This window comes from Nocardia sp. NPDC004068, assembly GCF_042874315.1.
GTDB lineage: Bacteria > Actinomycetota > Actinomycetes > Mycobacteriales > Mycobacteriaceae > Nocardia.
Map to the genome: position 1 here is coordinate 754,543 of NZ_JBIAMW010000002.1, position 21,446 is coordinate 775,988.

Genomic DNA, 21,446 nt, shown 5'->3' on the forward strand with positions numbered 1-21,446 from the left:
GAAAGGACGGCCCTCGTGCCCGACTACTCCTACAACCCGTACGCGGCGCTGCCGCAACTGCCGAGCTTCACGCTGACCTCCGACGACGTCACCGACGGTCGGCCCCTGGGCAACGATCAGGTGTCCGGTTCGTTCGGGGCCGGGGGTAAGGACATCTCCCCGCAGCTGTCGTGGTCGGGGTTCCCGGCCGAGACCAAGAGCTTCGCGGTGACCGTGTTCGATCCGGACGCGCCGACCGCGTCGGGCTTCTGGCACTGGGCGGTGTTCGACATCCCCGCGTCGGTGACCTCGCTGCCCTCGGGCGCGGGCAGCATCGCCGAGAGCCTGCCCGAGGGCGCGATCGCGCTGCGGCACGACGGCGGCTCGCGCGGATTCGTGGGCGCCGCGCCGCCCGCGGGGCACGGTTACCACCGCTACTACATCGCGGTGCACGCGGTCGGGGTGGAGTCGCTGGGCATCTCGCGCGACGCGTCCCCGGCGTTCTTGGGGTTCAATCTGTATTCGCAGGCCATCGCGCGGGCGGTGCTGGTGGGGACCTACGAGCAGAAGTAGGTGTGTGAGCCCTGTAATCCGGCCCTGGGGGCCGGATTACAGGGACAGGGTGGGGGCCATGCGCGGATTACAGGGCGACGGGGGGCCTTGGGCCGGGATTGCAGGGGCGACGGGGCCTTGGGCCGGATGGGGCGACGAGGGGCCTTGGGCCGGGTTGCGGGGACGACGAGGGGCTCCGTGGGGCTCCGGATGCCCTGGGCCACAGTCGTTTTCGCCTCAGAGGCTGATCACGTCGGCGGGTAGGGGGTCGGTGTAGAGGGCGGCGATGTCGGTGGCGTATTCGGCGGCGATGGGGGTGCGCTTGAGTTTGAGGGTGGGGGTGATCTCGGTGCCGCCGGGTTCCCAGACGCGGTCGAGGACGCGGAAGCGTTTGATCTGCTCGACGCGGGCGAGTTTGGTGTTGCCCGCCTCGACGGCGGCGCGGACCTCGGCGAGGATCTCGGGATGTCGTGCGAGCGTGGCGATGTCGGCGTCGGGGGTGCCCAGCGCCTTGGCGCGCACGGCGGCGGTGTCGGGGTCGAGCACCACCAGCGCGGCGATGTAGGGCTTGGCGTCGCCGACGGCCACGATCTGCCCGATCAGCGAGGAGGCGGCCTTGACGGCGTTCTCGATGTTGGTCGGGGAGATGTTCTTGCCCGCCTCGGTGATGATCAGTTCCTTCTTGCGGTCGACGATGGTCACGTAGCCGTCGGCGTCGATGGTCGCCACGTCGCCGGTGTGCAGCCAGCCGTCGGCGTCGAGCGCCTCGGCGGTCTTGTCGGGCATGTTGCGGTAGCCGCGGGTGACGATCGGGCCGCGGATGAGCAGCTCACCGTCGTCGGCGAGGCGGATCTCGGCGCCGTCGACCACGCGGCCCACCGAGCCGGGGCGCGGTCGGTCGAGTTCGGTGAAGGTGCCCACCCCGGTGGTCTCGGACATGCCCCACACCTCCGAGACCGTGAAGCCCAGTCCCAGCAGGTATTCCAGGGTTTCGGGCGGGATGGCGGCCGCGCCGGATGAGGCGATGCGCAGCGCGTCCAGGCCGAGCGCCACACGCAGTTTCGACAACACGAGCGCGTCGGCGATCCGGTGCTGTATCCCGAGCAGCGGCGGCGCGTCGGCGGTGCCGAGCCGGGCGCGTGCGCTCGCGACGCCCACCCCGATGGCCCACCGGGCGAGGGCCTTGCGCACCGGGCTGGACTCGGTGGCGAGTTTGGCGTCGATCCCGGCCTTGATCTTCTGCCACACCCGCGGCACCCCGAAGAACGCGGTCGGCCGGGCGTCGGGCAGGGCGGCGGCGATCTCGCGCGGATCGGGCACGCAGGTGACGGTGATGCCGGTGAACAGATTCATGCAGTGGCCCGAGATGCGGTCGGCCACATGGGCGGCGGGCAGATACGATACCGCGCGATCGTCGAGGCCGACGGTGAGCGGGCCCGACATCAGCACCACGATCTGGGCGACGACATTGCTGTGGGTGATCTCCACGCCCTTGGACGGCCCGGTGGTGCCGGAGGTGTAGATCAGCGTCGCCAGATCGTCGGGCCGCACCGCTCGCCAGGCCGCGTCGAAATCGAAGTCCGCCTTGGGATTCGACTCCACCTCGGCGAGCGAGCGCGCGCCGGTGGCCGGGCCGTCGACCACCACGATGTGCTCGAGGTCCACCCCCGCCCCGGTGACCGCGTCGAGGAACGCGCGTTCGGTGATCACCACGCGATTGCCCGCATTGGCGAAGACGTGCGCGATCTGCTCGGGCGAACTGGTGTTGTACACCGAGAACGGCGTCGCCCCCAGATGCAGCGCCGCGGTGTCGACGAGATTGAACTCGGGCCGATTGGTGAGCATGATCCCGACCGTGTCCCCGTGTGCCACACCGAGTTCCGCGAGCCCCGCCGCGATGGCCCGCACCCGCCGATCGTAATCGGCCCAGGTGATCTGCTGCGTCCCGCCGACGGTCCGCAAGGCGACCTGATGCGGCCGCAACCCCACGGTCTGCTGGAACGCCTGCGGCACGGTGGTCACCGCGACGCCGGTCTGATGGGTGAAGGCGATAGGTGCTGTGCTCATGTCCCTGTTCCCGATACGTGACGCGAATCACCCATCCTACGATGATTTGCCCGGTTCGTGAGGAGAGTGGGGATGAGGGGGTCAGTTGGGGTCGGGGGCCCAGGGGGCGTCGTCGGTGGGGATCCAGTGGCGGCGTCGGCGGCGTTTGGCGTCGAGGTAGGCGGCGGCGCGTGCGGTCCGGGGGCGCACGCGCAGCGGAACGACCGTGACCTGGATTCCGCCGTCGCGGACCGCCGCGGCCTTCTCCGGATTGTTGGTGAGCAACTGCACCGCGGTCAGCCCCAGGTCGCGCAGCGCCTCCACCGCCTCGCGGTAGCTGCGTCCGTCGGCCGGGTACCCCAGCGCCTCGTAACTGGTGAAGGTGTCGGTGCCGTAGAGCTCGCTGTGGGCGTGACCGCGGGCCTTGGCGAGCAGTCCCATGCCGCGGCCCTCCTGTTCGAGATAGATCAGTACGCCGCCGCCGTGCTTCTGGATGATGTTCATCGACTTGTCGAGTTCGGCCTGGCAGTCGCAATCGTCCGAGCCCAGCGATTCCCCGTAGAAACACCGTGAGTGAATGCGAACGAAACAACCATCCGCAATTTCACCGAAGGCAAGTAGGTGTCCTCGAACGGTGCCGCGGATGATCTCCTCGATCGCCACGGGAATCTCCGATCCCGCGCGGGTGAACACGTGCGCGGCGCCGGCGCCCGTGTTTCTGTACCCGGTCGAAACGGTGACGCTCACTCTTGCCTCCGAACATGCTGTGCCGCAGCGGGAATCCAGAACAAACCGACCGTCCTACGGACTCATTGATACACGGTCGAGAAGTCGCCTGCCACCAATTCCGGACCGATCGCTCAAAACGCAAGCCCGACAGCCTCTTCCGCATCCGAATGGGCGGGAGAAGGTATCCTTTGCGCATCTACTGCCAACCGGCCAACAGGGGGAGCAGACGATGGGTGGCGACTTCGTGGCGGGGCCGGGGGCGGCGCCGGACGTACCGACTGGTCGACCCGGGAAGCGGGGGCGTCTGCCATGAGGGAGGCCGCGGTCGTACTGGTCCACGGATTGTTCTCCTCGGCCGCGACCTGGTCCGAACTCGAGTCCAGAATCGGGGAGGACGTCGTGCTCGGGTGGCGCTTCGATGTCTTCCATTTGAGTTATGACAGCCCGAAATTCCGGCTGAGCCCGCTGCGCGGAATTCCCGATTACGACGCCGTCGCGGACGATCTGGCGACGTACCTCGATGTCGAGGTCGGAGGTTACGACTCGGTCGTTCTGGTGAGTCACAGTCAGGGTGGTCTGATTCTGCAAAGGTATCTGGCGCGCATGGTGATCGCCGGACGCGGCCGGGATCTGGCCCGGATCAAGGCCGTCGTGATGTTCGCCTGTCCCAACAGCGGATCCGAATTGGGGATTCTCCTGCGTCGGTCGGCGGTGTTCTGGCACCACCCGCAGGAGCGTCAGCTGCGGCCGATCAACGATCAGGTCATCGAGACCCAGCGGATCGTTCTCCAGCGCATCCAGTACGCGCGCACGGTCGATGCTCAGAACTGCCCGATTCCGATCTTCCCCTACGCCGGTACGTCGGACAATGTGGTCACCCCGGCCTCGGCGCGAGGGGTGTTCCCGGAAGCGAGAGCCCTTCCCGGCGACCACTTTTCGATCATCAAGGCGCCCACCCCGTCGGCGCGGGCATTCACGGCGCTGCGCAGTCATCTTTTGGCGGCTCTGCGGGAGAAGACGGCGCGTGCGGGCGCCGACGCCGTTCCGGCGCGGCACAATCTGACGACACCGCCGGAGGTTTTTCTCGATCGTACGCACGAAATGGGCCGGGTGCTCGACGGTTTGCGCTCCAAACGGCGCATGGTGTCGATTTCCGGACTCGGCGGAATGGGCAAATCCGCTCTGGCGCACCGCGTTGCGTGGCGGTGCGCCACCACGGAAGGGCAATCGGGTGAATCGCCGTGTTTCGACGCCATCGTCTGGTGCGATCGCGTCGTGGACGCCCATTCGGTGGACACCCTCATCGATACCGTTTCCAAGGTGATGGGCTATCCCCATATCAGAGCGTTGTCCATGCCCGACAAAATCGAGCGAGCGCTGGAGTGCATCAATCGGGAACGATGCCTGCTGGTTCTCGACGATTTCGAGGAAACCGACAACCGATCCGTCCTCGAATTCGTCGGTCGGCTGAACCCGGACAAGACCAAAGTGCTCGTCACCTCCCGGCGGCGATACACCGGCGAGGTGTGGTCGGTCGACCTGGGTGGACTCGACGAGCGTGCGCGGCGGGACCTGCTCGTCGAGGAGGGGCATCGGCTCGGCCTCGCCTCGATCGCCCGGGGCGCGGCGGTCACCGACTACCTGAACGCCACGGGAGGCAACCCGCTGGCGATCAAGCTCACCGTGGGACAGATCAGTTACGGAGACGAATTCAACGCCGTCACAACGAGTTTGCGACGCGCCGCGGATCGCGCACTGTTCGAGACGATCTTCGAACGCAGCTGGCGCAACATGCTCGCCGAGGACGACACGACCGAAGCCATCGTGGCCTGCGTGGCACTGCACCCCGCTCCCGTGTCCCGGGAAGCGATCGAGGCGGCGGTCGGAGTGCACGGTGAAACGGTCGCCCGCGCGATACGCAAGGTCGTCGACGCGTCGCTGCTCGATGTCGTCAGGGCCGGTCTCACCACCGCGGGACGCTACACCTTGCATCCGTTGACCCGGGCCTATGTGCGGCACCGGCTCGGTCTGGACAGCGGTCGCCTGCGGCACATCGAGGCGCGATTGATTCGCTTCTACCGTGATCGCGCGATCGAGCACTCCGACATCTCGACCCGATCGGACCGGGTGCGCGTACTCGAGGCGGATCGGGAGAACATCACCGGCTTCGCCGAGCTCGCCTTCGCGCGGGCCTCCGGCATGAACGTGCGCGAGCATTACCGGGATGTCATCCGCATCGCGGAGGCGATGGCCGAATTCCTGTGGGGGCGCGGGTATTGGCGGGATCGGTTGCGGCTGTGCGAGATCGCGGGCGCGGCGGCCGAGGCACTGGGCGACCCGGTGGCGCTGTCCCGCCAATACGCGCTGATGGGCCGGGTGTACGTGTGGTTGGGGGATACCGTCGAGGCGACGCGCTATCTGGAACTGAGCGAACGGGCGTTGCCCCCGCGCGCGTCGGACGTCGAGCGCCGTCCGACGGTTCGCCTGCGCGCCTACGTCGCCTCGAGCGCCGGAGACTTTTCGACCGCGCGGGCACTGCTCGAGGAGATTCTCGACAGCGCGCCGCTGTCCGCCGATGACGAAGGCCGTGCGGCGACCCTGGTCGAACTCGGGGTGTGCGCGGTCCAGGAAGGCGACATCGAGCAGGCGGTGGCGGTGTTCGAGGAGGCGCGGCGGCTGGACGAGGCCATGGGCGCGGTCGAGGGGTTGGCGGTCAGTCTCAGCCATCTGGCCGAGGCCCTGTTCGACTCGGGACGGCGGGGCGAGGCGCGGCCGCTGTTCGAACAGGGGCTGGAACTCGCCCACCGCGTGAACCGGGCGAGTACTCGCGGACGGTGTCAACTGGGTCTGGCGAAGCTCTATGTCACCGAGGGTCGGCTCGCCGAAGCGGCGCGGCTCGCGGCGGCGGCAGCGGAAACGTATGCGCTGCTGGACATGACGGGTTCGGTGGCCGACGCGAGGCTGATCCTGGACAACCTGTCGTCGAAAGGACTCGGCCCACCGCCGAATCGGCCGACCGTCGCGGGCTCGTTGTCGAATTGCCGGGCCGTGCTGTTCGATTTCGACGACACGATCGCGGCGACGATGCGTTCACGATGGCCCGTATTGCGCAGTACCGCGGCCAGTTTCGGGGTGGATCTGTCGCCCGCGACGATCCGAGCGGCGTGGGGTCTGCCGTTCGATCTCCTGATCGAACGGATCGTGCCGACCATCGACAGGGCCACCTTCGTCAGCCGGTACCGGGAGGCGATGACGCGGCGGCCGCCGATGGTCACCCCGGGCGCGGAAGCCGCGCTACAGTCACTGCGCGGGCGGGGGATCGCGCTGTCGATCGTGGGATCCGGCAGCCGGAGCCTGATCGTTCAGGACCTCGAGGTGCTGGGTCTGCGAACGTATTTCGACAGCATTCAGGGGCAGGAGCAGTCGGCGGTCCACAAACCCGATCCGCGGGCACTGCACCCCGCGATCACGGCGCTGAACGAGCGGGGCATCGCGTCGGACGAGATCATCTACGTCGGTGACAGCGTTCGTGATCTGCGGGCCGCCGCCGGTAACGAGCTGCGATTCATCGCCGTCCTGACGGGCCTCGACCGCCGGGAGGACTTCCTCCGCGCGGGTCTCGCGGAGAACATGATCCTCGAACGATTGAACCAGCTGGCGCTGTGGCTCTGACTCTTACGCCGACTGCTCCAACCCGCCGCGATGCTCCGCCCCCACGGCCTCGGCGAGCGTGCCGAAGCCGTGCTCGCGCAGCCGCTGGGCCAGGCCGCGGTGGATCCGCCGGGTCCAGAACAGGCCGCCGTAGATGAATCCGGTGTAGCCCTGCAACAGGGTGGCGCCCGCGAGGATGCGGGCGAAGGCCTGGTCGGGGGTTTCCAGGCCGCCGACGGAGATGAGGGTGAGGCGGGTGCCGACGCGGAGGTAGAGGCGGCGCAGCACCTCGAGGGAGCGGTCGGCCAGGGGTGGGCCGGACAGGCCGCCGGGGCCCATCGCCTCGACTTCGGGTGCGGGCGTGGCCAATCCGTCGCGGCCGATGGTGGTGTTGGTGGCGACGATTCCGGCCAGGCCGAGTTCGACGGCGAGGTCGGCCACCGCGTCGATGTCCTCGTCGGACAGGTCGGGGGCGATCTTGACCAGGACCGGTTTGCGGACGCTGTCGAGGACCGCGCGCAGCAGGGGGCGCAGCGATTCGACGGCTTGCAGGTCGCGCAGGCCGGGGGTGTTGGGGGAGCTGACGTTGACCACGACGAAATCGGCCAGGGGGCCGAGGGATTCGGCGCTGGTGACGTAGTCGGCGGCGGCCTGCTCGGGCGGCACGACCTTGGTCTTGCCGATGTTCGCGCCGATCGGGACCGCGCCGGCGCGGCGGCGGCGCAGGCGGGTGGCCGCGGCGGCGGCGCCCTCGTTGTTGAACCCCATGCGGTTGATGAGCGCGCGGTCGGCGGGCAGCCGGAACAGCCGCGGGGCCGGATTGCCCGGCTGCGCCCGCGCGGTGACCGTGCCGATCTCGGCGAATCCGAAACCCAGTGGGCCCCAGGCGTTCACACCGCGCGCGTCCTTGTCGAACCCGGCGGCCAGCCCGAGCGGGGCCGGGAAGTCGACGCCGAAGGCGCGCACCGCGAGGATCGGATCGCGCACGGTGGTCAGCCGCGCGACCAATGCCCGCACCCCGGGCACGGCCGTGACCAGCCGCAGCGCGGCGAAGGCCAGGTGGTGCACGCGCTCGGGGGGCAGCAGGAACATCACCCGCAGGAGTAGCGAATACATCCGCGCGCTCACATCCCCGGCTGGGGCGCGGGCACCGCGGTCTTGCGCCGGCGCAGCAACACGCGGCGGCTGCCGTCGGTGTAGGCGCGCACGCGCGAGAGTTCCCAGCCGCCGTATTCGGCCTGGATGGCCAGCCGCATCGAGGCCGTCACCCGGGTGACATCGGGCGGCAGGCGTAACGGGACGTATTCGTATTCGCCCTCCTCGATGGCCTGCTCCCACTCCGCGGGGAGCCCGGGCCGACGGTGCGAACGGTGCGCCGAGGCCTGAGTCATCCTTGCCCTCTCTTCCTCTGGTCCGCGCCGATCCGCTGCAGACCGTCGCCGGTCGCGGATCCGACGAACATCTCGCCGGTGCGGTCGTCGATCGCCACCGAATTGGGCTGGCGTACCGTCGGCAAGCGGTCCACTTCCTCCGGTATACCCCTCGACAGGTCGTAGCCGAGGACCTCGTTGCCGCCGCTGCGGGTCACCCACACGGTCTCGGTCCGACGATCGTAGGCAAGTGCGTAGGGCGACGAGCCTACCGGGAACCGCTGGCGCAGCACGAGCGGATCGGCCGTGTAGACCAGCAGCGCGCCGCCGGAGGTGTCGCTGACCAGCAAACGGCCGAAGTGGTCGCCGATCAGCGCGCTCGCGCCCTGACCCGCCCGCAACGCCAGCCGGGCCCGGTGTTCGGTGAGGTCGAGTTCGGTGAGCGTGGTCTGGGAGCGATCGAGCACGGCGACCGCGTCGCCCGCCGCGGCGAGGGCGTCGATCTCCCCGAGTCCGGTGACCGTGTCGCGGACGGTGTCGTCGGCGGCGAGGATGCGCACGCGCCCGTCGGCGAGGCCGACCGCGACCGTGCCGTCGGGGCGGCGGGCGACCGCGCGGGCGGGGGCGTCGAGGGCGGTGGCGCGCAGCTCGCCGGTGGCCCGATTCAGGTGCAGCAGTTGGTTTCCCGCGGTGAGCAGGATCTCGCCGGGCGCGCCGGGCGACCAGCCGGTGGCCGGGGCGGGCAGCGGCACCGCGCGGGCGGTGGCCGGGTCGTCGCCGAGGCGCACGGTCCGCCCGTCGGTGTCGAGCGCGGCGAGGGGGCCGCCGTCGGGGTCGGTGAGCAGCGCGGCGATGGGCGCGGCCGGGGCGACCGTGCCCGCGGGCGGGGTCGCGGCGGCGGGGGCAAGCGCCGCGGTGGCGGGCGCTCCGGCGGCCGGCCCGTCCGGGTCCTTATCCGACTTCGCGCAGGCCGTGAGGCCCGGGCTCAGCAGCGCCGCGACGATCAACAGCACCGCCCACCGCCGGACCGGTCGGTTCCCCTGGGGACCCCGCATCCACCGCACTCCTTCGCACCCGCCACACTCACGCATCCGTTGTCATCTGACCATGGTGACCGAGGCGGGCCGTGCACCGGGGTCGTTCCGGGATCGTTCCGGCCAGAAGGGACCCGCGGTCGGATTGTCGGGGGTCGGGGTTACCGTGGACACCTGACCAGCAACCGACGCAGGGAGTTCCGGTTGAGAACGGACCATTCGCCAGGATTCGTGCTGGAGGACCTGACCGTCGGTCCGTTCGCGCACGGGTTCGGCGTGACGGGGGACGGGCGGTCGTTCGCGTTCCGGACGGTCGCGGGCACGCTGACCGTCGAGATCTACCGGCCCGATCCGGCCACTCCCGTGCCCGGTCCCGATGACGTGGCCGCCGTCGCCACCGCCCGGGTCACCGATATCGACCTCGACGATCCGCGCAGCATCACGGCTCTGGTTCGGGACCTGATTCCCGTCGCGGCGGGCGTCGATCGCGTGCCCGGCGTGCGTGCGCTGTGGCATCGGCTGGGGTCCGTGCTGGACGGGCGCTGACGCGGGCGCTCGGCCCGGTGTGCCCGGCGAATCGCGGCCGTGCCGCTCGGCGTCCGCCGACCCGGAAGATCGCCGGGCCCGGTCGCGTGCCGAACGGTGAGTTCGCCGGACGCCGCTGGCCGCTTCCGCGAAACACCTTGCGGGACACTAGGATCCGCTTCCGCCACGCCGCTGCGCGGTGATCGTCGCCCGCCGTGACAGACTGTAGTAGAACTACCGGTAACTTTCGACGCGGCGAGGACGGGAATGGTGCGACGTTCGGTGCGCATGGCGGCGGCGCTGGCGGTGCCCGCGATCTTGGCGGCGGCCTGCGGCGGGGGGTCCGACGAGGCGTCGGTGGACGCGGCGCGGTCCTCGGCCTACGCGGCGCTGACCTCCTCGTCGCAGGCGGCGGCGGTGAGCCGGGCGAACCGGCCGCCGATCCCGACCGCCGCGCAACTCGACGATCAGATCAAGCGGGCCCTCGATCCGGCGCTGCCCGACTCCGAGCGGACCGATCTGATCGAGGACGGGGCCGCGTTCAAGGACGCCATCCCCGATATGTACAAGGCGCTGCACGACAATCCGCGCGCGGTGTACGGGGTGGTGGATCCGGTCTTCGACAACCACGACGGCACCCTGACCGCCACCATGCGCCTGGACAAGGACGGCAGCGGCACCAATGTGCGCACGACGATCGTGCACTTCGTCGACGTCGACGGCCGGTGGAAGATCTCGCGCACCGACCTGTGCGGCATCCTGCGCTCGGCCGACTACAAGACCCCCGCCTGCGGCTGAGCCGATGATGCGGGAGCAGGCGCTGCGGTGGGGCCGATTCGTCCACCGCCACCGCTACCCGGTGTTCGCGGTCTTCGTGATATTGGTCGGGCTGAGCGGACTCTACGGGCGGGATCTGGGGTCGCGGCTGACCCAGGGCGGGTGGTTCGACGAGAGCAGCGAATCGGTGGTGGCCTCGAAACTGGCCGACACCACCTTCGGCCGCGACCGCGACGCCGACGTCATCGTCCTCTACACCGCCCCACCGGGCGCCACGGTCGACGATCCCGCGGTGCGGATCCCGATCACCGCCGCGCTGGAACGGTTGCGCGAGACCTATCCCGACCGCATCCAGAAGATCGACAGCTACTTCGACGGCCCGATGATGGGCCAGTTCGCCGACGCCTCGCGCACCCACGCCTTCGCCAGCATCGGATTGCGCGGCGCGGACACCGAATCGGTGAACAACTACCTCGCCATCGAGAACGACATCGGCGCGGGGCGGCCCGGGCGAGGGCCCGGCGGCACGACGGTGGAGCTGGCGGGTCTGCAACCGGTGGTCGAGGGCATCAATATCGGTATGCAGCACGACATCCACCGCGCGGAGCTGATCGCGTTGCCGATCGTGGCGGTGCTGCTGTACTTCGTGTTCGGCGGGGTGGTGGCCGCGGCGCTGCCGGTGCTCATCGGCGGGATGACGATCCTGGGCAGTCAGGGCATCATGCGGCTGCTGACCGGGCACATCCAGGTCAATGTGTTCGCCTCGGCGGTGGTCACATTGGTGAGTCTGGGGCTGGCGATCGACTACGGGCTGTTCGCGGTGACCCGGTTCCGGGAGGAGTTGGCGGCCGGGCGCAGCGTGGAGGAGGCGACCGCGCGCACGGTGGCCACGGCCGGGCGCACGGTGGTGTTCTCGGCGATGATCATCGCGGTGAGTCTGGGGGCGTTGTTCATCTATCCCAACGGGGTGCTGCGGTCGGTGCCCTACGGCGGCATCTCCTCGGTGCTGCTGGCGGCGGTGCTGTCGGTGACCGCGCTGCCCGCGGCGCTGTCGATCGTGGGGCGGCGCATCGATCTGCTGGGGTGGGGGCGGCTGGCCAGTATCCGCACCGCCGAACAGATCGATCGCGGATTCTTCTCGCGGCTGGCGTTGTTCGCGATGCGGCGGCCCGCGCGGGTGATCGTGCCGGTGGTGCTGGGGCTGCTGGTGTTGCTGATCCCGTTCCGGCAGATCGAGTTCGGCGGGCTGAGCGAACGCTATCTGGCGCGGGACAATCCGGCCCGGGTGGCGCAGGAGAGGTTCGACGCGCTGTTCCCCGCGTTCCGCACCGAACCGCTGAAACTCGTTGTGGTGGGCGCGAATTCGGAGCAGCTGTCCGACATCCGGTTCCAGGCCAATTTCGCGCCGGGGCTGACCGGGCCGTTCGAGGCGTCCGCGCCGACCACCGACGGGATCAACGTGCTGTCCACCGGCCTGCGCAGCAAACGCGACGCCGACGCGGCCATCGCGTCGCTGCGCGCGATTCCGCGACCGCCGGGGGTGCGGGTGATGGTGGCGGGGGTGCCCGCGCTGGAACGCGACGCCATCCACGGCCTGATCCGGGGGCTGCCGCTGCTGGCGGCGATTCTGGCGGCGGCGGCGATCGGGTTGATGTACGCGGCGTTTCGCTCGCTGGTGCTGGCGGTGAAGGCGGTGGTGATGAGCACGCTGTCGCTCGGCGCGACGCTGGGGGTGCTGACGTGGATCTTCGTGGAGGGGCACGGGGCCGGGTGGTTCGACTTCACCCCGCAGCCGTTGATGTTCGCGGTGCTGGTGCTGATCGTGACGGTGCTGTTCGGGTTGTCCACCGACTACGAGGTGTTCCTGCAATCGCGGATGGCCGAGGCGCGCGCGAACGGGGCCGACCCGCCGGAGGCCATCCGGTACGGCATCGCGCACACCGGCGGGGTGATCACCTCGGCGGCGGCGATCCTGATCGTGGTGACCGGCGCGTTCGGTTTCTCGGACCTGGTGCTGATGAAGTACATCGCCTACGGCATGATCGCGGCACTGGTGTTGGACGCCACGGTGATTCGCATGCTGCTGACACCGGCGGTGCTGAAACTCGTGTGGCGGTGAGGATGACGGTGGTCAAGGGCGCGAACATGGCGCTGATGTTCGTGCTGGAGTTGGGCGTGCTGGCCTCGGCGATCGCGTGGGGGCTGAGTCTGGATGCGGCGCTGGCGGTTCGGATCCTGGCGGCCGCGGCGGCGGTGGCGGTGTTCGTGCTGGTGTGGTCGCAGCTGGCCGCGGGTGGGAAGGCGCCGCATCAGCAGTACGGGTGGCGGCGGTTCGCGGTGGAGTTGGGGTGGTTCGGCGGCGGCGCGGTGCTCGCGGGTTTCGCGTGGTCGCCGGTGGTGGCGCTGGTGTTGTTCGCGGCGTGGGCGGTCAACGGCTCGTTGCGGGTGTGGTGGCGGCAGGTGTGAAAAGGCCGTGCGCGCGGGCGGATTCGCCACGCCGATGCCGGGGTCCGCGCCAACCCCCGTTAACCTAGGGTCCGTGACACACCCGGAAGATGCTCAGCAGACCAGCCACGGCCGCCACGCCGCACCCGAAGGGGCAGGGGTGCATCCGCTGATCGACCTCGATCGCGATCCCACGCCGGGGCGGCCCGACCACGCCCGCCCCGACGAGGACGACGAACCCGCCGACGACTGACCCGTCATCGACGAACCGGCAGCACCAGCTGCGCGCCGGTGACGGGATGATCGAAAACCTCGACGGGGTGCTGGTAGACGCGGGTGAGCAGCTCGGTGCGCAGCACCTCGCGCGGGGTTCCGGCGGCGGCGATCCCGCCGTCGTGCAGGACGGCGACCCGGTCGGCGTAGGCGGCGGCCACGCCGAGATCGTGCAGCACGACCACCACCGCCGCGCCCGCGGCCGCCCGGTCGCGCGCCAGGCGCAGCACCTGTTCCTGGTGGCCCAGATCCAGGGCTGCGGTGGGTTCGTCCAGCAGCAGCGTGGGGGTTTGCTGGGCGAGTACCCGGGCCAGCGCGACGCGGGCGCGTTCGCCGCCCGACAGCGCCGGAAACGGCCGCGCCGCAAGGTGTTCCACATCGGTGGCGGCCAGGGCCGCCGCGATCGCCCGCTCGTCGTGCTCGGCGGCCGGGGTGCGCGCCCAGGGGGAACGGCCCATGGCGACGACATCGCGGGCGGTGAAGGGGAAGCCGACCTGATGGGTCTGGGGGAGGACCGCGCGACGGCGGGCCATATCGACCGGCGTCCACTCCCGCAGCGGGCGCCCGTCGAGTTCGATTGCGCCGCTGGCGGGTTCGAGTTCGCCCGCCAACGCGGCCAGCAGCGTGGACTTCCCGGCCCCATTGGGCCCGACGAGGGCGAGGATCTGCCCGGCGACCACCTCGAGGTCCACATCGGTGAGGATCCGGCGGCCCGCACCGCGATCGACGGCGACCGCCCGGGCGCGCAGCGTGACCTCGCCGGGCGCGGGGTGCGGCGGGACGCCGTGGGCCCGGCCGAGTAGGCGATCGAGGCTGCGGGTGAGCAGGGTGGTCATCGGGCTCCCCCGCTCATCCCCTGGAACGACATCCCGCCTGCGACCACTCTCATGGCCGCCGGCTCGTCCCGGCTATTCGTGATGGAAAGCATTGTGGCGCAGTGGTTTCGGGGCGCGATGGGGCTCATGCCCAGCCTCCCGCGCGTGCTCGGGTGCGGCGCAGCAGCCAGAAGAAGAATGGGCCGCCGACGAGGGAGGTGAGCATGCCGAGGGGGAGGTCGGCGTTGGCGACGAGGCTGCGTGCGCCGATGTCGGCGGCGAGGAGGACGATCGCGCCGAAGACCGCGGACAGGGGGATGAGTACGCGGTGGGCCGGGCCGACGAGCATCCGGACGACGTGCGGGACGATGAGTCCGACGAACAGGATGATGCCGGTGAACGCGACCCCGGCGGTGGCGAGGACGGCCACGATCACGATGACGTTGCGCCGCAACCGTTCCACGTCCACGCCCAGGTGCCGGGCGGCCGCCTCGCCGAGGGCCAGCAGGTCGAGCCGGGGCGCGAGCAGCACCGCGGCGGCCACGCCGAGCGCGGTCAGCGGCGCGACCACGCCGACGGCCTGCCAGGTCGCCCCGTTGAGGCTGCCCAACTGCCAGAACACGATCTGATCGCGCGCGGCGGGGGAGGCGACGAACAGAAGGAACGACATGAGCCCGCCCGCGAACGCGTTGACCGCCACCCCGGTGAGCACCAGCGTCACGGTCTCGGTGCGCCCGTTGGCCCGCGAGAGCAGATACACCAGCAGCGTGGTCAGCAGTCCGGCGACGAACGCGCCGCCCGCCACCGACCAGGCCGCCGCGAACGCCCCGCCCACCACGATCACGATGCCCGCCCCGACGGCCGCGCCCGCCGACACGCCGATCACTCCGGGTTCGGCGAGCGGATTGGCGAACACGCCCTGCAACAACGCGCCCGCGGTCGCCAGGGCCGCGCCGACGAGCACGGCCAGCACCACGCGCGGGAAACGCACCTGCCACAGCGTCACCTCCCCGGCCGGGTGGTGCGGCATCGGCCCCCAGTCGAGCCCGATCCGGTGCAGGACGCTGCCCGCGACCTCGCCCGGGGTGGTGGGGACCTGGCCGATGGCGGCCGAGGCGAGGGCGAGCAGGATCAGCACGGCGACCGAGACGACGGCCACGATCAGCACCCGCGACCGGCGTCGGGAAGTGGCGGGGCCGGGCTCGGAAGACGCTGGCGCGGAGCCGGTTTCGTCGGTCTCGGTCGCGCTCATGCCGCCGTGCCGTAGAGGGCCTTGGTGAGCGCGGTCAGTACCCGGCCCGTATTCGGCCCGAAGCTGAGCAGCACCTTGTCGTCCATGTCGACCACGCGCTTGTTCTTCCCCGCGGGGGTCTGGGCGATGCCGGGAATCTTGGCCAGCCCGTCCACGCCGCCGATGGAGGCCAGCCCGTCGGTCATGACCAGGAACGCGTCGGGCGCGGCGGCGATCATGGCCTCGCTGGTGATGGGCGTGAACGGTTCGGTGAGCCCGGCCGCGGTTCCGGCGTCGACGCCGCCGAGCGCGGTCACGAGCGCGTCCGCGCCCGAACCGCGCCCGCCCATCATGGTGATGGCGGTCGAGCGCAGGTACAGGAAGGCGATGCGCGGTTTCGGATCCTGGTGCGGCACAGCGGCGCTCGCGGCGGCGATCTCGTCGCGGGTGCGCTGGGCGAGCCGCTCGCCCTGATCGGGCACCCCGAGCGCGGCGGCGACCGCCTGGATCTGCGGCACCACCCCGTCGAGGCTGCGCTGCGGATCGAAGAACACCACGGTGATGCCGAGCGCGCGCAGCTGGTCGCGCAGCGTCGGGGTGACGCTGACGGTGTCGGTGAGGAACACCGAGGGCCGTTGCGCCGCAACGGCTTCCACATTGATGCTGCCGTTGCCACCCGCGACGTTGGTGACTCCCTGCATGGCCGGGGTCGCCGCGGAGGCCCGGCCGACGAGGTGGTCGCCGAGCCCGAGCGCCCACACGGTCTGCGCGAGCGTCCCGTACCGGTCCACGGCGATGATGCGGCTGGCATCGGTCACGGTGACCTGCCCGCCGTCGAAGGACGGCACGGTCGCGGGGAGCCGCGGGGCGGGTGCGGGTCCGATGGGGACCGGATCGGGGTCGGTGAGCGTCGCGGTCGCCGGGCCCCGTCCGCTCGCCGTACCGGTCCCGGAGTCCGCGCACGCGCTCACCGCGGCGACGAGCGCGACGGCGAGGAGCACGAGCAGCGCTCGCGGCGCCGAGCGGGGGCGGTTCTCGCGCGGGGTTCGGGCTCGGTCGGCACGGCTCATGAGGCAAGCCTAAGAGGTGCGCGGGGCGGCCGGTCGGCGACCCGTCTCCGGTGGCGTGCCCGTCACCCCCGGCTGACGTCGTCGAGGGCGGCGGCGATCGCGCGCGGCAGTTCCAGGGTCTCGGCCGCGAGAATGCCGGTGAGCTGGGCGATGTCGCGCGCGCCGACGATGAGGCTCGCCACGGCGGGCCGGTCGCGGATCCAGGCCAGCGCCACCGCGAGCGGTGAGGTGCCCAGCCCGTCGGCGGCGGTGACCAGGGCGTCCACCACGCGGGTGGCGTGGTCGTCGAGCCGGTCGGTGATCTCGCTCGCGGTCGCCTCGTCCGCGCCGCGGGAATCGGCGGGCACGCCGTCGCGGTACTTGCCGGTGAGGATGCCCCCGGCCAGCGCGTGTGTCGCGATCAGCCCCACGCCGTGGTGTTCGGCCGCGGGCACGACATCGCGTTCGGGTCCGCGCGCGAGCAGCGAGTACGGCACCGACGCCGCGGTGATCGGGGCCGCGGCGGCGAGGGTGGCCAGCTGCCAGGCGTTGTGCCCGCGCATCCCGGCGTAGCGGACGCGCCCGGAGCGGACGGCGTATTCGAGGGTGGTCGCGATCTCCTCGAGCGGGGTGTGCGGATCCCACGCCGCGACGCTCCAGACGTCGAGGTAGTCGGTGCCGAGTTCGGCGAGGGTGTGGTCGAGCTGACGCATGAGGGTGCGCCGGGAGGCGTCCACGGTCCAGGGCACTTCCGCGGCGGGCGTGCCGGTCGGGTCGAGCACCCCGGGCACCGGAACCAGGCCCGCGCAACCCGACAGCACCAGATCCCCGCGCGGCACGAGCTCCCCGATCAGCCCGCCGAGGATGCGCTGCGAACCGCCGCCGTGATAGGCGGGGGAGGTGTCGACCAGGGTGCCCCCGGCCTCCACGAACGCCACCAGTTGCACCGACGCGTCGTCGGCGTCGGTGTGCTTGCCCCAGGTGTGCGTCGCCAGCCCGATCCGCGACACCCGTAACCCGCTGCGCCCGACCGTTCGCTGTTCCATCACCGTGCCTGCACTTCCGTCACGGGTGTAGAGCCTAGGGCCCCAAGCGGTTCGGATCGGGCTATGGGCCCGCGAACCGCCGACGCGTGCGGCCGGGCGGGCCAAGCGCTTCCGTGGCGTTCGCTGCCAGATTGCGCGCGGCGCAGGATCTTCCGGCACGCCCCCTGCCATGATCGCCTAGGCTGGGTGCCATGACGGTGATCCTGCTGCGGCACGGGGTGTCGGCCTCCAACACCGCGCGCACGCTGGCCGGGCGCAGCACGGGGGTGGATCTGACCGACCGCGGCCGCGAGCAGGCCCAGGCGGTGGCGGCCCGGCTGGGCGCGCTGCCCATCGAGCGCGTCGTGGCCTCCCCGCTGTTGCGCTGCCATCGCACGGTGGCGCCGCTGGCGGAGAAACTCGGGCTCGAGCCGGAGGTCGACGAGGCGCTGGTCGAGGTCGACTACGGTGAGTGGACCGGTCGCGCGCTCGAGGAGCTGGTGAAGGAACCGCTGTGGAAGGTGGTGCAGCGGCACGCCTCGGGGGCGGTGTTCCCCGGCGGTGAGGGGCTCGCGCAGGTGCAGCAGCGGGCGGTCGCGGCGATCCGGGCGCGGGATCGGGCGCTGGCCGCCGAGCGTGGGCGCGATGTGCTGTGGCTGGCGTGCAGTCACGGCGATGTGATCAAGTCGGTGCTGGCCGACGCGTTCGGTATCCATCTGGACGGCTTCCAGCGGATCGTGGTCGAACCGGCCTCGATCAGCGTGATCCGGTACACGCCGACGGCCCCGTTCGTGTGGCGGGTCAACGACACGGGCACCGATCTGTCGGCCCTGGCCGCTATCGCGCAGCAACAGGGGGAGAAGGCGTCGGAACCGGTCCCCGGCGGAGAGGTCGGCGCGGCGGCGAGTACGGATAATGGGAATGCGCAACGCCCCGATGCGCGTAGTGAGTAGTGCAGTCGGTATCAGGAGGTGCAGATGGCCCGAGCAATCCATGTGTTTCGCACCCCCGATCGTTTCGTCGCCGGGACCGTCGGTGAACCAGGCGATCGCGCCTTCTATCTCCAGGCCGTGGAGGAGCCCCGCGTGGTCAGCGTGCTGCTGGAGAAGCAGCAGGTGAAGGTGCTGGCCGACCGGATGGGTCTGTTGCTGGACGAGGTGGCGCGCCGTTTCGGCGCGCCGGTGCCCCCGCAGGCCGAGGAGGTGTCCGACACCGCGCCGCTGAAAACCCCGATAGACGCCGAATTCCGGGTCGGCACAATGGGTTTGGGCTGGGACGCGGACGCCGGGGCGGTGGTGGTCGAGCTGCTGGCGATCACCGAGACCGAGGTCGACGAGTCGGTGGTGCTCGACGACACCGAGGAGGGCCCCGACGCGGTGCGGGTGTTTTTGACCCCGATCCAGGCGCGCGAGTTCGCGTTGCGCTCGGCGAAGGTGATCGCGGCCGGGCGGCCGCCGTGCCCGCTGTGCGGGGAGCCGCTGTCGGTGAAGGGGCACATGTGCGTGCGCACCAACGGCTACAAGCGCGGCGACATCTTCGGCGCGGCCGATCTCGAGGAGGAATGATCCGGTGAGCGCCGACGGCGACCCGTTCCACACCGGAGAGCTGTCGGTGATCGGACGAATCACCACCGCCAGCAATCTGACTCTGGTCTGCGAGGTCGGCGACGGCGGCGAGCGGGTGGTGTACAAGCCGGTGCGCGGGGAGCGGCCGCTGTGGGACTTTCCCGACGGCACGCTGGCCGGGCGGGAGGTGGCGTCGTATCTGGTGTCGCGGGCGCTGGGCTGGGCGGTGATCCCGGAGACGATCCTGCGCGACGGACCGTTGGGGGCGGGGATGGTGCAGCGCTGGATCGAGTCGGTGGATTCGGCGGATCCGGCGCGGCTGGATCTGGTGGATCTGGTTCCGGTGGGCGCGGTTCCGGACGGGTTCCGCGAGGTGCTGCGGGCGGTGGACGGGTCGGGTGCGGAAGTGGCGTTGGTGCACGCCGACGATCCGCGGCTGCGCCGGATGGCGGTGCTGGACGTGTTGCTCAACAACGCCGACCGCAAGGGCGGGCACGCGCTCGAGGGCGCCGACGGCGGGGTGTACGGGGTCGATCACGGGATCTGTCTGCACAGTGAGCCGAAATTGCGCACGGTGCTGTGGGGGTGGGCGGGGGAGCCGGTGGCCGAGGAGCTCCTTGCCGATGTCGCGGAATTCGTCAAGACCCTTCCCGGGGAGGTCGGCGACGATCTGGCCGAGCATCTGACCGATGCGGAGATCGAGGCGCTCGGGCGGCGGGGGCGGCGGCTGCTCGACGACCCGGTGATGCCGTTGCCGGTGAGCGCGCGGCCGATCCCGTGGCCCGCGTTCTGAGCGGCCGGGCGCCGCGTGATCGACTCGGGGTATCGGTGCGCGGGGATTGCAACGGTTGACTTCCGGCATCGACTGCGAATCGGCAGGTCGTGCCGTATCGCGGGGGTGGTCGGCGCGAGGGTCGGGCGGGGTCGGCGCGGCGTCGTCTCGATCTGACCTTTACCCTCGAATCATGCAGTCCTGGTCCGATATCGCCGTCCCGACCGTCCCCGGATCCGGACCGCCGTTGCGGTTGTTCGACACCGCCGACCGGCAGGTGCGTCCGGTCACGCCCGGTGCGGTCGCCACGATGTATGTGTGCGGCATCACCCCCTATGACGCCACCCATCTCGGGCACGCGGCGACGTATCTGACCTTCGATCTGGTCAATCGGGTGTTGCGCGACGCCGGGCATCGGGTGCACTACGTGCAGAACGTCACCGATGTCGACGATCCGCTGTTCGAGCGGGCGGCGCGCGACGGGGTGGACTGGCGGGATCTGGGGGCCCGGGAGATCGCGTTGTTCCGCGAGGACATGGCCGCGTTGCGGGTGCTGGCCCCGCGCGATTACGTGGGTGCGGTCGAATCGGTGAACGAGGTCGTGGAGCTGGTCGACAAGTTGCTGGCCTCCGGGGCGGCGTATGTGGTGCGCGCCGACGAGTATCCCGACATCTACTTCCGCCACGACGCGACAGAGCAGTTCGGCTACGAGTCCGGCTACGACCGCGCCACCATGGAACGGCTGTTCGCCGAGCGCGGCGGCGACCCCGACCGTCCCGGCAAACGCGATCCCCTCGACGCCCTGCTGTGGCGCGCGGCCCGCCCCGGCGAGCCGTCGTGGCCCGCGCCCTTCGGCCCCGGCCGTCCCGGCTGGCACATCGAGTGCGCCGCAATCGCTTTGAACCGCATCGGCCCCGAATTCGACATCCAGGGCGGCGGCAGCGACCTGATCTATCCCCACCACGAGTACTCCGCCGCCCACGCCGAGGCCGTCGTCGCGCATCGCCGCTTCGCCCGCCACTACGTCCACGCGGGCCTGATCGCCCTCGACGGCGAGAAGATGTCCAAGTCCCGCGGCAACCTGGTCCTCGTCTCCACCCTCCGCGCCGCGGGCACCGACCCCGCCGCCATCCGCCTGGGCCTGTTCTCCGGCCACTACCGCCAGGACCGCGAGTGGAACGCCACGGTCCTCGCCGAGGCCGAGTCCCGCCTCGCCCACTGGCGCCGAGCCGCGGCCCTCCCCACCGCCCTCCCCGCCGACGACACCCTCACCCGCCTCCGCCACCACCTCGCCGACGACCTCGACACCCCCAAAGCCCTTGCCGCCCTGGACAACTGGGCCCACCAATCCCTCACCTACGGCGGCCCCGACCCCACCGCCCCCACCCTCGTCAAGAACGCCGCCGACGCCCTCCTCGGCATCCCCCTCTGACCCCACCCACGGCAACCCAGCCGCACCCTTTATTCGAATCCGCACCCGTTGCAGGGCTATGCAACGGGTGCGGATCCGAATGGGAGTGTCGGAATTTTTGTGGGCAGAACGGTGAATTGTCCTGCTAGTTTCCGGTTATCCGCTCACCATAGTGCAGGGCGAGCGTGTTGAGTATA

20 protein-coding genes are annotated in these 21,446 nt (G+C 70.7%); 11 read left to right on the forward strand and 9 right to left on the reverse strand.

Features of this window, described 5'->3' with window-relative positions; genetic code table 11:
- Positions 1-15: 15 nt before the first annotated feature.
- Entirely contained in the window at positions 16-552 is a 537-nt protein-coding gene (locus tag ACFYTQ_RS07500) for a YbhB/YbcL family Raf kinase inhibitor-like protein (RefSeq protein ID WP_387357881.1), read from the forward strand.
- Between the two features lie 216 nt (positions 553-768).
- Here the strand turns inward: ACFYTQ_RS07500 and ACFYTQ_RS07505 are convergent, their stop codons facing one another.
- Positions 769-2,598, reverse strand: coding sequence for an AMP-dependent synthetase/ligase (locus ACFYTQ_RS07505; RefSeq protein ID WP_387357883.1), 1,830 nt, complete (start codon positions 2,596-2,598; stop codon positions 769-771).
- An 81-nt stretch (positions 2,599-2,679) separates the two neighbouring features.
- Positions 2,680-3,324, reverse strand: a complete 645-nt coding sequence (locus ACFYTQ_RS07510) for a GTP cyclohydrolase (RefSeq protein WP_387357885.1) — start codon at positions 3,322-3,324, stop codon at positions 2,680-2,682.
- A 291-nt stretch (positions 3,325-3,615) separates the two neighbouring features.
- Between ACFYTQ_RS07510 and ACFYTQ_RS07515 the strand changes: the two genes are divergently transcribed.
- Positions 3,616-6,978: an alpha/beta fold hydrolase gene (locus tag ACFYTQ_RS07515; RefSeq protein WP_387357887.1), complete on the forward strand. Its 3,363-nt coding sequence runs from the start codon at positions 3,616-3,618 to the stop codon at positions 6,976-6,978.
- Between the two features lie 3 nt (positions 6,979-6,981).
- Here the strand turns inward: ACFYTQ_RS07515 and ACFYTQ_RS07520 are convergent, their stop codons facing one another.
- The 3 genes from ACFYTQ_RS07520 to ACFYTQ_RS07530 are packed head-to-tail and all read right to left on the reverse strand — an operon-like array spanning position 6,982 to position 9,382.
- Entirely contained in the window at positions 6,982-8,073 is a 1,092-nt protein-coding gene (locus ACFYTQ_RS07520; RefSeq protein ID WP_387357889.1) for a quinone-dependent dihydroorotate dehydrogenase, read from the reverse strand.
- A gap of 8 nt (positions 8,074-8,081) precedes the next feature.
- Positions 8,082-8,348 carry a DUF5703 family protein gene (locus ACFYTQ_RS07525; RefSeq protein ID WP_387357891.1) on the reverse strand — a complete coding sequence of 89 codons (267 nt, stop codon included), beginning with the start codon at positions 8,346-8,348 and terminating at the stop codon, positions 8,082-8,084.
- Positions 8,345-9,382 (reverse strand): hypothetical protein, encoded by a 1,038-nt coding sequence (locus tag ACFYTQ_RS07530; protein WP_387357892.1) that lies wholly within the window; start codon positions 9,380-9,382, stop codon positions 8,345-8,347. Before ACFYTQ_RS07530 ends, ACFYTQ_RS07525 begins: the two co-directional genes overlap by 4 nt.
- Positions 9,383-9,565: 183 nt before the next feature.
- On the opposite strand from ACFYTQ_RS07530, the gene ACFYTQ_RS07535 reads away from it, so the two are divergent.
- From ACFYTQ_RS07535 to ACFYTQ_RS07555, 5 genes are all read left to right on the forward strand, one after another.
- Positions 9,566-9,907 carry a hypothetical protein gene (locus tag ACFYTQ_RS07535; RefSeq protein WP_387357894.1) on the forward strand — a complete coding sequence of 114 codons (342 nt, stop codon included), beginning with the start codon at positions 9,566-9,568 and terminating at the stop codon, positions 9,905-9,907.
- A 246-nt stretch (positions 9,908-10,153) separates the two neighbouring features.
- A complete protein-coding gene (locus ACFYTQ_RS07540) occupies positions 10,154-10,684 on the forward strand; it encodes a hypothetical protein (protein WP_387357896.1) in 531 nt (176 codons plus the stop codon).
- Between the two features lie 4 nt (positions 10,685-10,688).
- A complete protein-coding gene (locus ACFYTQ_RS07545; protein ID WP_387357898.1) occupies positions 10,689-12,782 on the forward strand; it encodes an MMPL family transporter in 2,094 nt (697 codons plus the stop codon).
- Between the two features lie 2 nt (positions 12,783-12,784).
- A complete protein-coding gene (locus ACFYTQ_RS07550; protein WP_387357900.1) occupies positions 12,785-13,129 on the forward strand; it encodes a DUF2568 domain-containing protein in 345 nt (114 codons plus the stop codon).
- 73 nt (positions 13,130-13,202) lie between these two features.
- Positions 13,203-13,361 carry a hypothetical protein gene (locus ACFYTQ_RS07555; protein WP_387357902.1) on the forward strand — a complete coding sequence of 53 codons (159 nt, stop codon included), beginning with the start codon at positions 13,203-13,205 and terminating at the stop codon, positions 13,359-13,361.
- 4 nt (positions 13,362-13,365) lie between these two features.
- Here the strand turns inward: ACFYTQ_RS07555 and ACFYTQ_RS07560 are convergent, their stop codons facing one another.
- The 4 genes from ACFYTQ_RS07560 to ACFYTQ_RS07575 form a co-directional block, all read right to left on the reverse strand.
- On the reverse strand, positions 13,366-14,217 hold the full coding sequence (locus ACFYTQ_RS07560) for a heme ABC transporter ATP-binding protein (RefSeq protein ID WP_387357904.1): 852 nt from the start codon (positions 14,215-14,217) through the stop codon (positions 13,366-13,368).
- 124 nt (positions 14,218-14,341) lie between these two features.
- Positions 14,342-15,448 carry a FecCD family ABC transporter permease gene (locus ACFYTQ_RS07565; protein WP_387357906.1) on the reverse strand — a complete coding sequence of 369 codons (1,107 nt, stop codon included), beginning with the start codon at positions 15,446-15,448 and terminating at the stop codon, positions 14,342-14,344.
- Positions 15,445-16,497, reverse strand: coding sequence for a hemin ABC transporter substrate-binding protein (locus ACFYTQ_RS07570; protein WP_387357908.1), 1,053 nt, complete (start codon positions 16,495-16,497; stop codon positions 15,445-15,447). The genes ACFYTQ_RS07565 and ACFYTQ_RS07570 overlap by 4 nt, the downstream gene beginning before the upstream one ends.
- Positions 16,498-16,559: 62 nt before the next feature.
- Positions 16,560-17,522 (reverse strand): aldo/keto reductase, encoded by a 963-nt coding sequence (locus tag ACFYTQ_RS07575; RefSeq protein WP_387357910.1) that lies wholly within the window; start codon positions 17,520-17,522, stop codon positions 16,560-16,562.
- Between the two features lie 191 nt (positions 17,523-17,713).
- Between ACFYTQ_RS07575 and ACFYTQ_RS07580 the strand changes: the two genes are divergently transcribed.
- From ACFYTQ_RS07580 to mshC, 4 genes are all read left to right on the forward strand, one after another.
- Positions 17,714-18,454, forward strand: coding sequence for a histidine phosphatase family protein (locus ACFYTQ_RS07580; protein ID WP_387357912.1), 741 nt, complete (start codon positions 17,714-17,716; stop codon positions 18,452-18,454).
- Positions 18,455-18,478: 24 nt separating this feature from the next.
- Complete coding sequence (locus ACFYTQ_RS07585; protein WP_387357914.1) at positions 18,479-19,066, forward strand: DUF3090 domain-containing protein; 588 nt, start codon at positions 18,479-18,481, stop codon at positions 19,064-19,066.
- Positions 19,067-19,070: 4 nt separating this feature from the next.
- Positions 19,071-19,859, forward strand: coding sequence for an SCO1664 family protein (locus ACFYTQ_RS07590; RefSeq protein ID WP_387357916.1), 789 nt, complete (start codon positions 19,071-19,073; stop codon positions 19,857-19,859).
- Between the two features lie 172 nt (positions 19,860-20,031).
- Positions 20,032-21,270 carry a cysteine--1-D-myo-inosityl 2-amino-2-deoxy-alpha-D-glucopyranoside ligase gene (gene mshC / locus ACFYTQ_RS07595; RefSeq protein WP_387357918.1) on the forward strand — a complete coding sequence of 413 codons (1,239 nt, stop codon included), beginning with the start codon at positions 20,032-20,034 and terminating at the stop codon, positions 21,268-21,270.
- Positions 21,271-21,446 lie beyond the last annotated feature (176 nt).

Coding starts and splice junctions, on each gene's coding strand:
- ACFYTQ_RS07505 (WP_387357883.1), bottom strand. CDS start 2,598: ATGAGCACAGCACCTATCGCCTTCACCCATCAGACCGGCGTCGCGGTG.
- ACFYTQ_RS07515 (WP_387357887.1), top strand. CDS start 3,616: ATGAGGGAGGCCGCGGTCGTACTGGTCCACGGATTGTTCTCCTCGGCC.
- ACFYTQ_RS07520 (WP_387357889.1), bottom strand. CDS start 8,073: ATGTATTCGCTACTCCTGCGGGTGATGTTCCTGCTGCCCCCCGAGCGC.
- ACFYTQ_RS07525 (WP_387357891.1), bottom strand. CDS start 8,348: ATGACTCAGGCCTCGGCGCACCGTTCGCACCGTCGGCCCGGGCTCCCC.
- ACFYTQ_RS07530 (WP_387357892.1), bottom strand. CDS start 9,382: ATGCGGGGTCCCCAGGGGAACCGACCGGTCCGGCGGTGGGCGGTGCTG.
- ACFYTQ_RS07540 (WP_387357896.1), top strand. CDS start 10,154: ATGGTGCGACGTTCGGTGCGCATGGCGGCGGCGCTGGCGGTGCCCGCG.
- ACFYTQ_RS07545 (WP_387357898.1), top strand. CDS start 10,689: ATGATGCGGGAGCAGGCGCTGCGGTGGGGCCGATTCGTCCACCGCCAC.
- ACFYTQ_RS07550 (WP_387357900.1), top strand. CDS start 12,785: ATGACGGTGGTCAAGGGCGCGAACATGGCGCTGATGTTCGTGCTGGAG.
- ACFYTQ_RS07560 (WP_387357904.1), bottom strand. CDS start 14,217: ATGACCACCCTGCTCACCCGCAGCCTCGATCGCCTACTCGGCCGGGCC.
- ACFYTQ_RS07565 (WP_387357906.1), bottom strand. CDS start 15,448: ATGAGCGCGACCGAGACCGACGAAACCGGCTCCGCGCCAGCGTCTTCC.
- ACFYTQ_RS07570 (WP_387357908.1), bottom strand. CDS start 16,497: ATGAGCCGTGCCGACCGAGCCCGAACCCCGCGCGAGAACCGCCCCCGC.
- ACFYTQ_RS07575 (WP_387357910.1), bottom strand. CDS start 17,522: ATGGAACAGCGAACGGTCGGGCGCAGCGGGTTACGGGTGTCGCGGATC.
- ACFYTQ_RS07580 (WP_387357912.1), top strand. CDS start 17,714: ATGACGGTGATCCTGCTGCGGCACGGGGTGTCGGCCTCCAACACCGCG.
- ACFYTQ_RS07585 (WP_387357914.1), top strand. CDS start 18,479: ATGGCCCGAGCAATCCATGTGTTTCGCACCCCCGATCGTTTCGTCGCC.
- mshC (WP_387357918.1), top strand. CDS start 20,032: ATGCAGTCCTGGTCCGATATCGCCGTCCCGACCGTCCCCGGATCCGGA.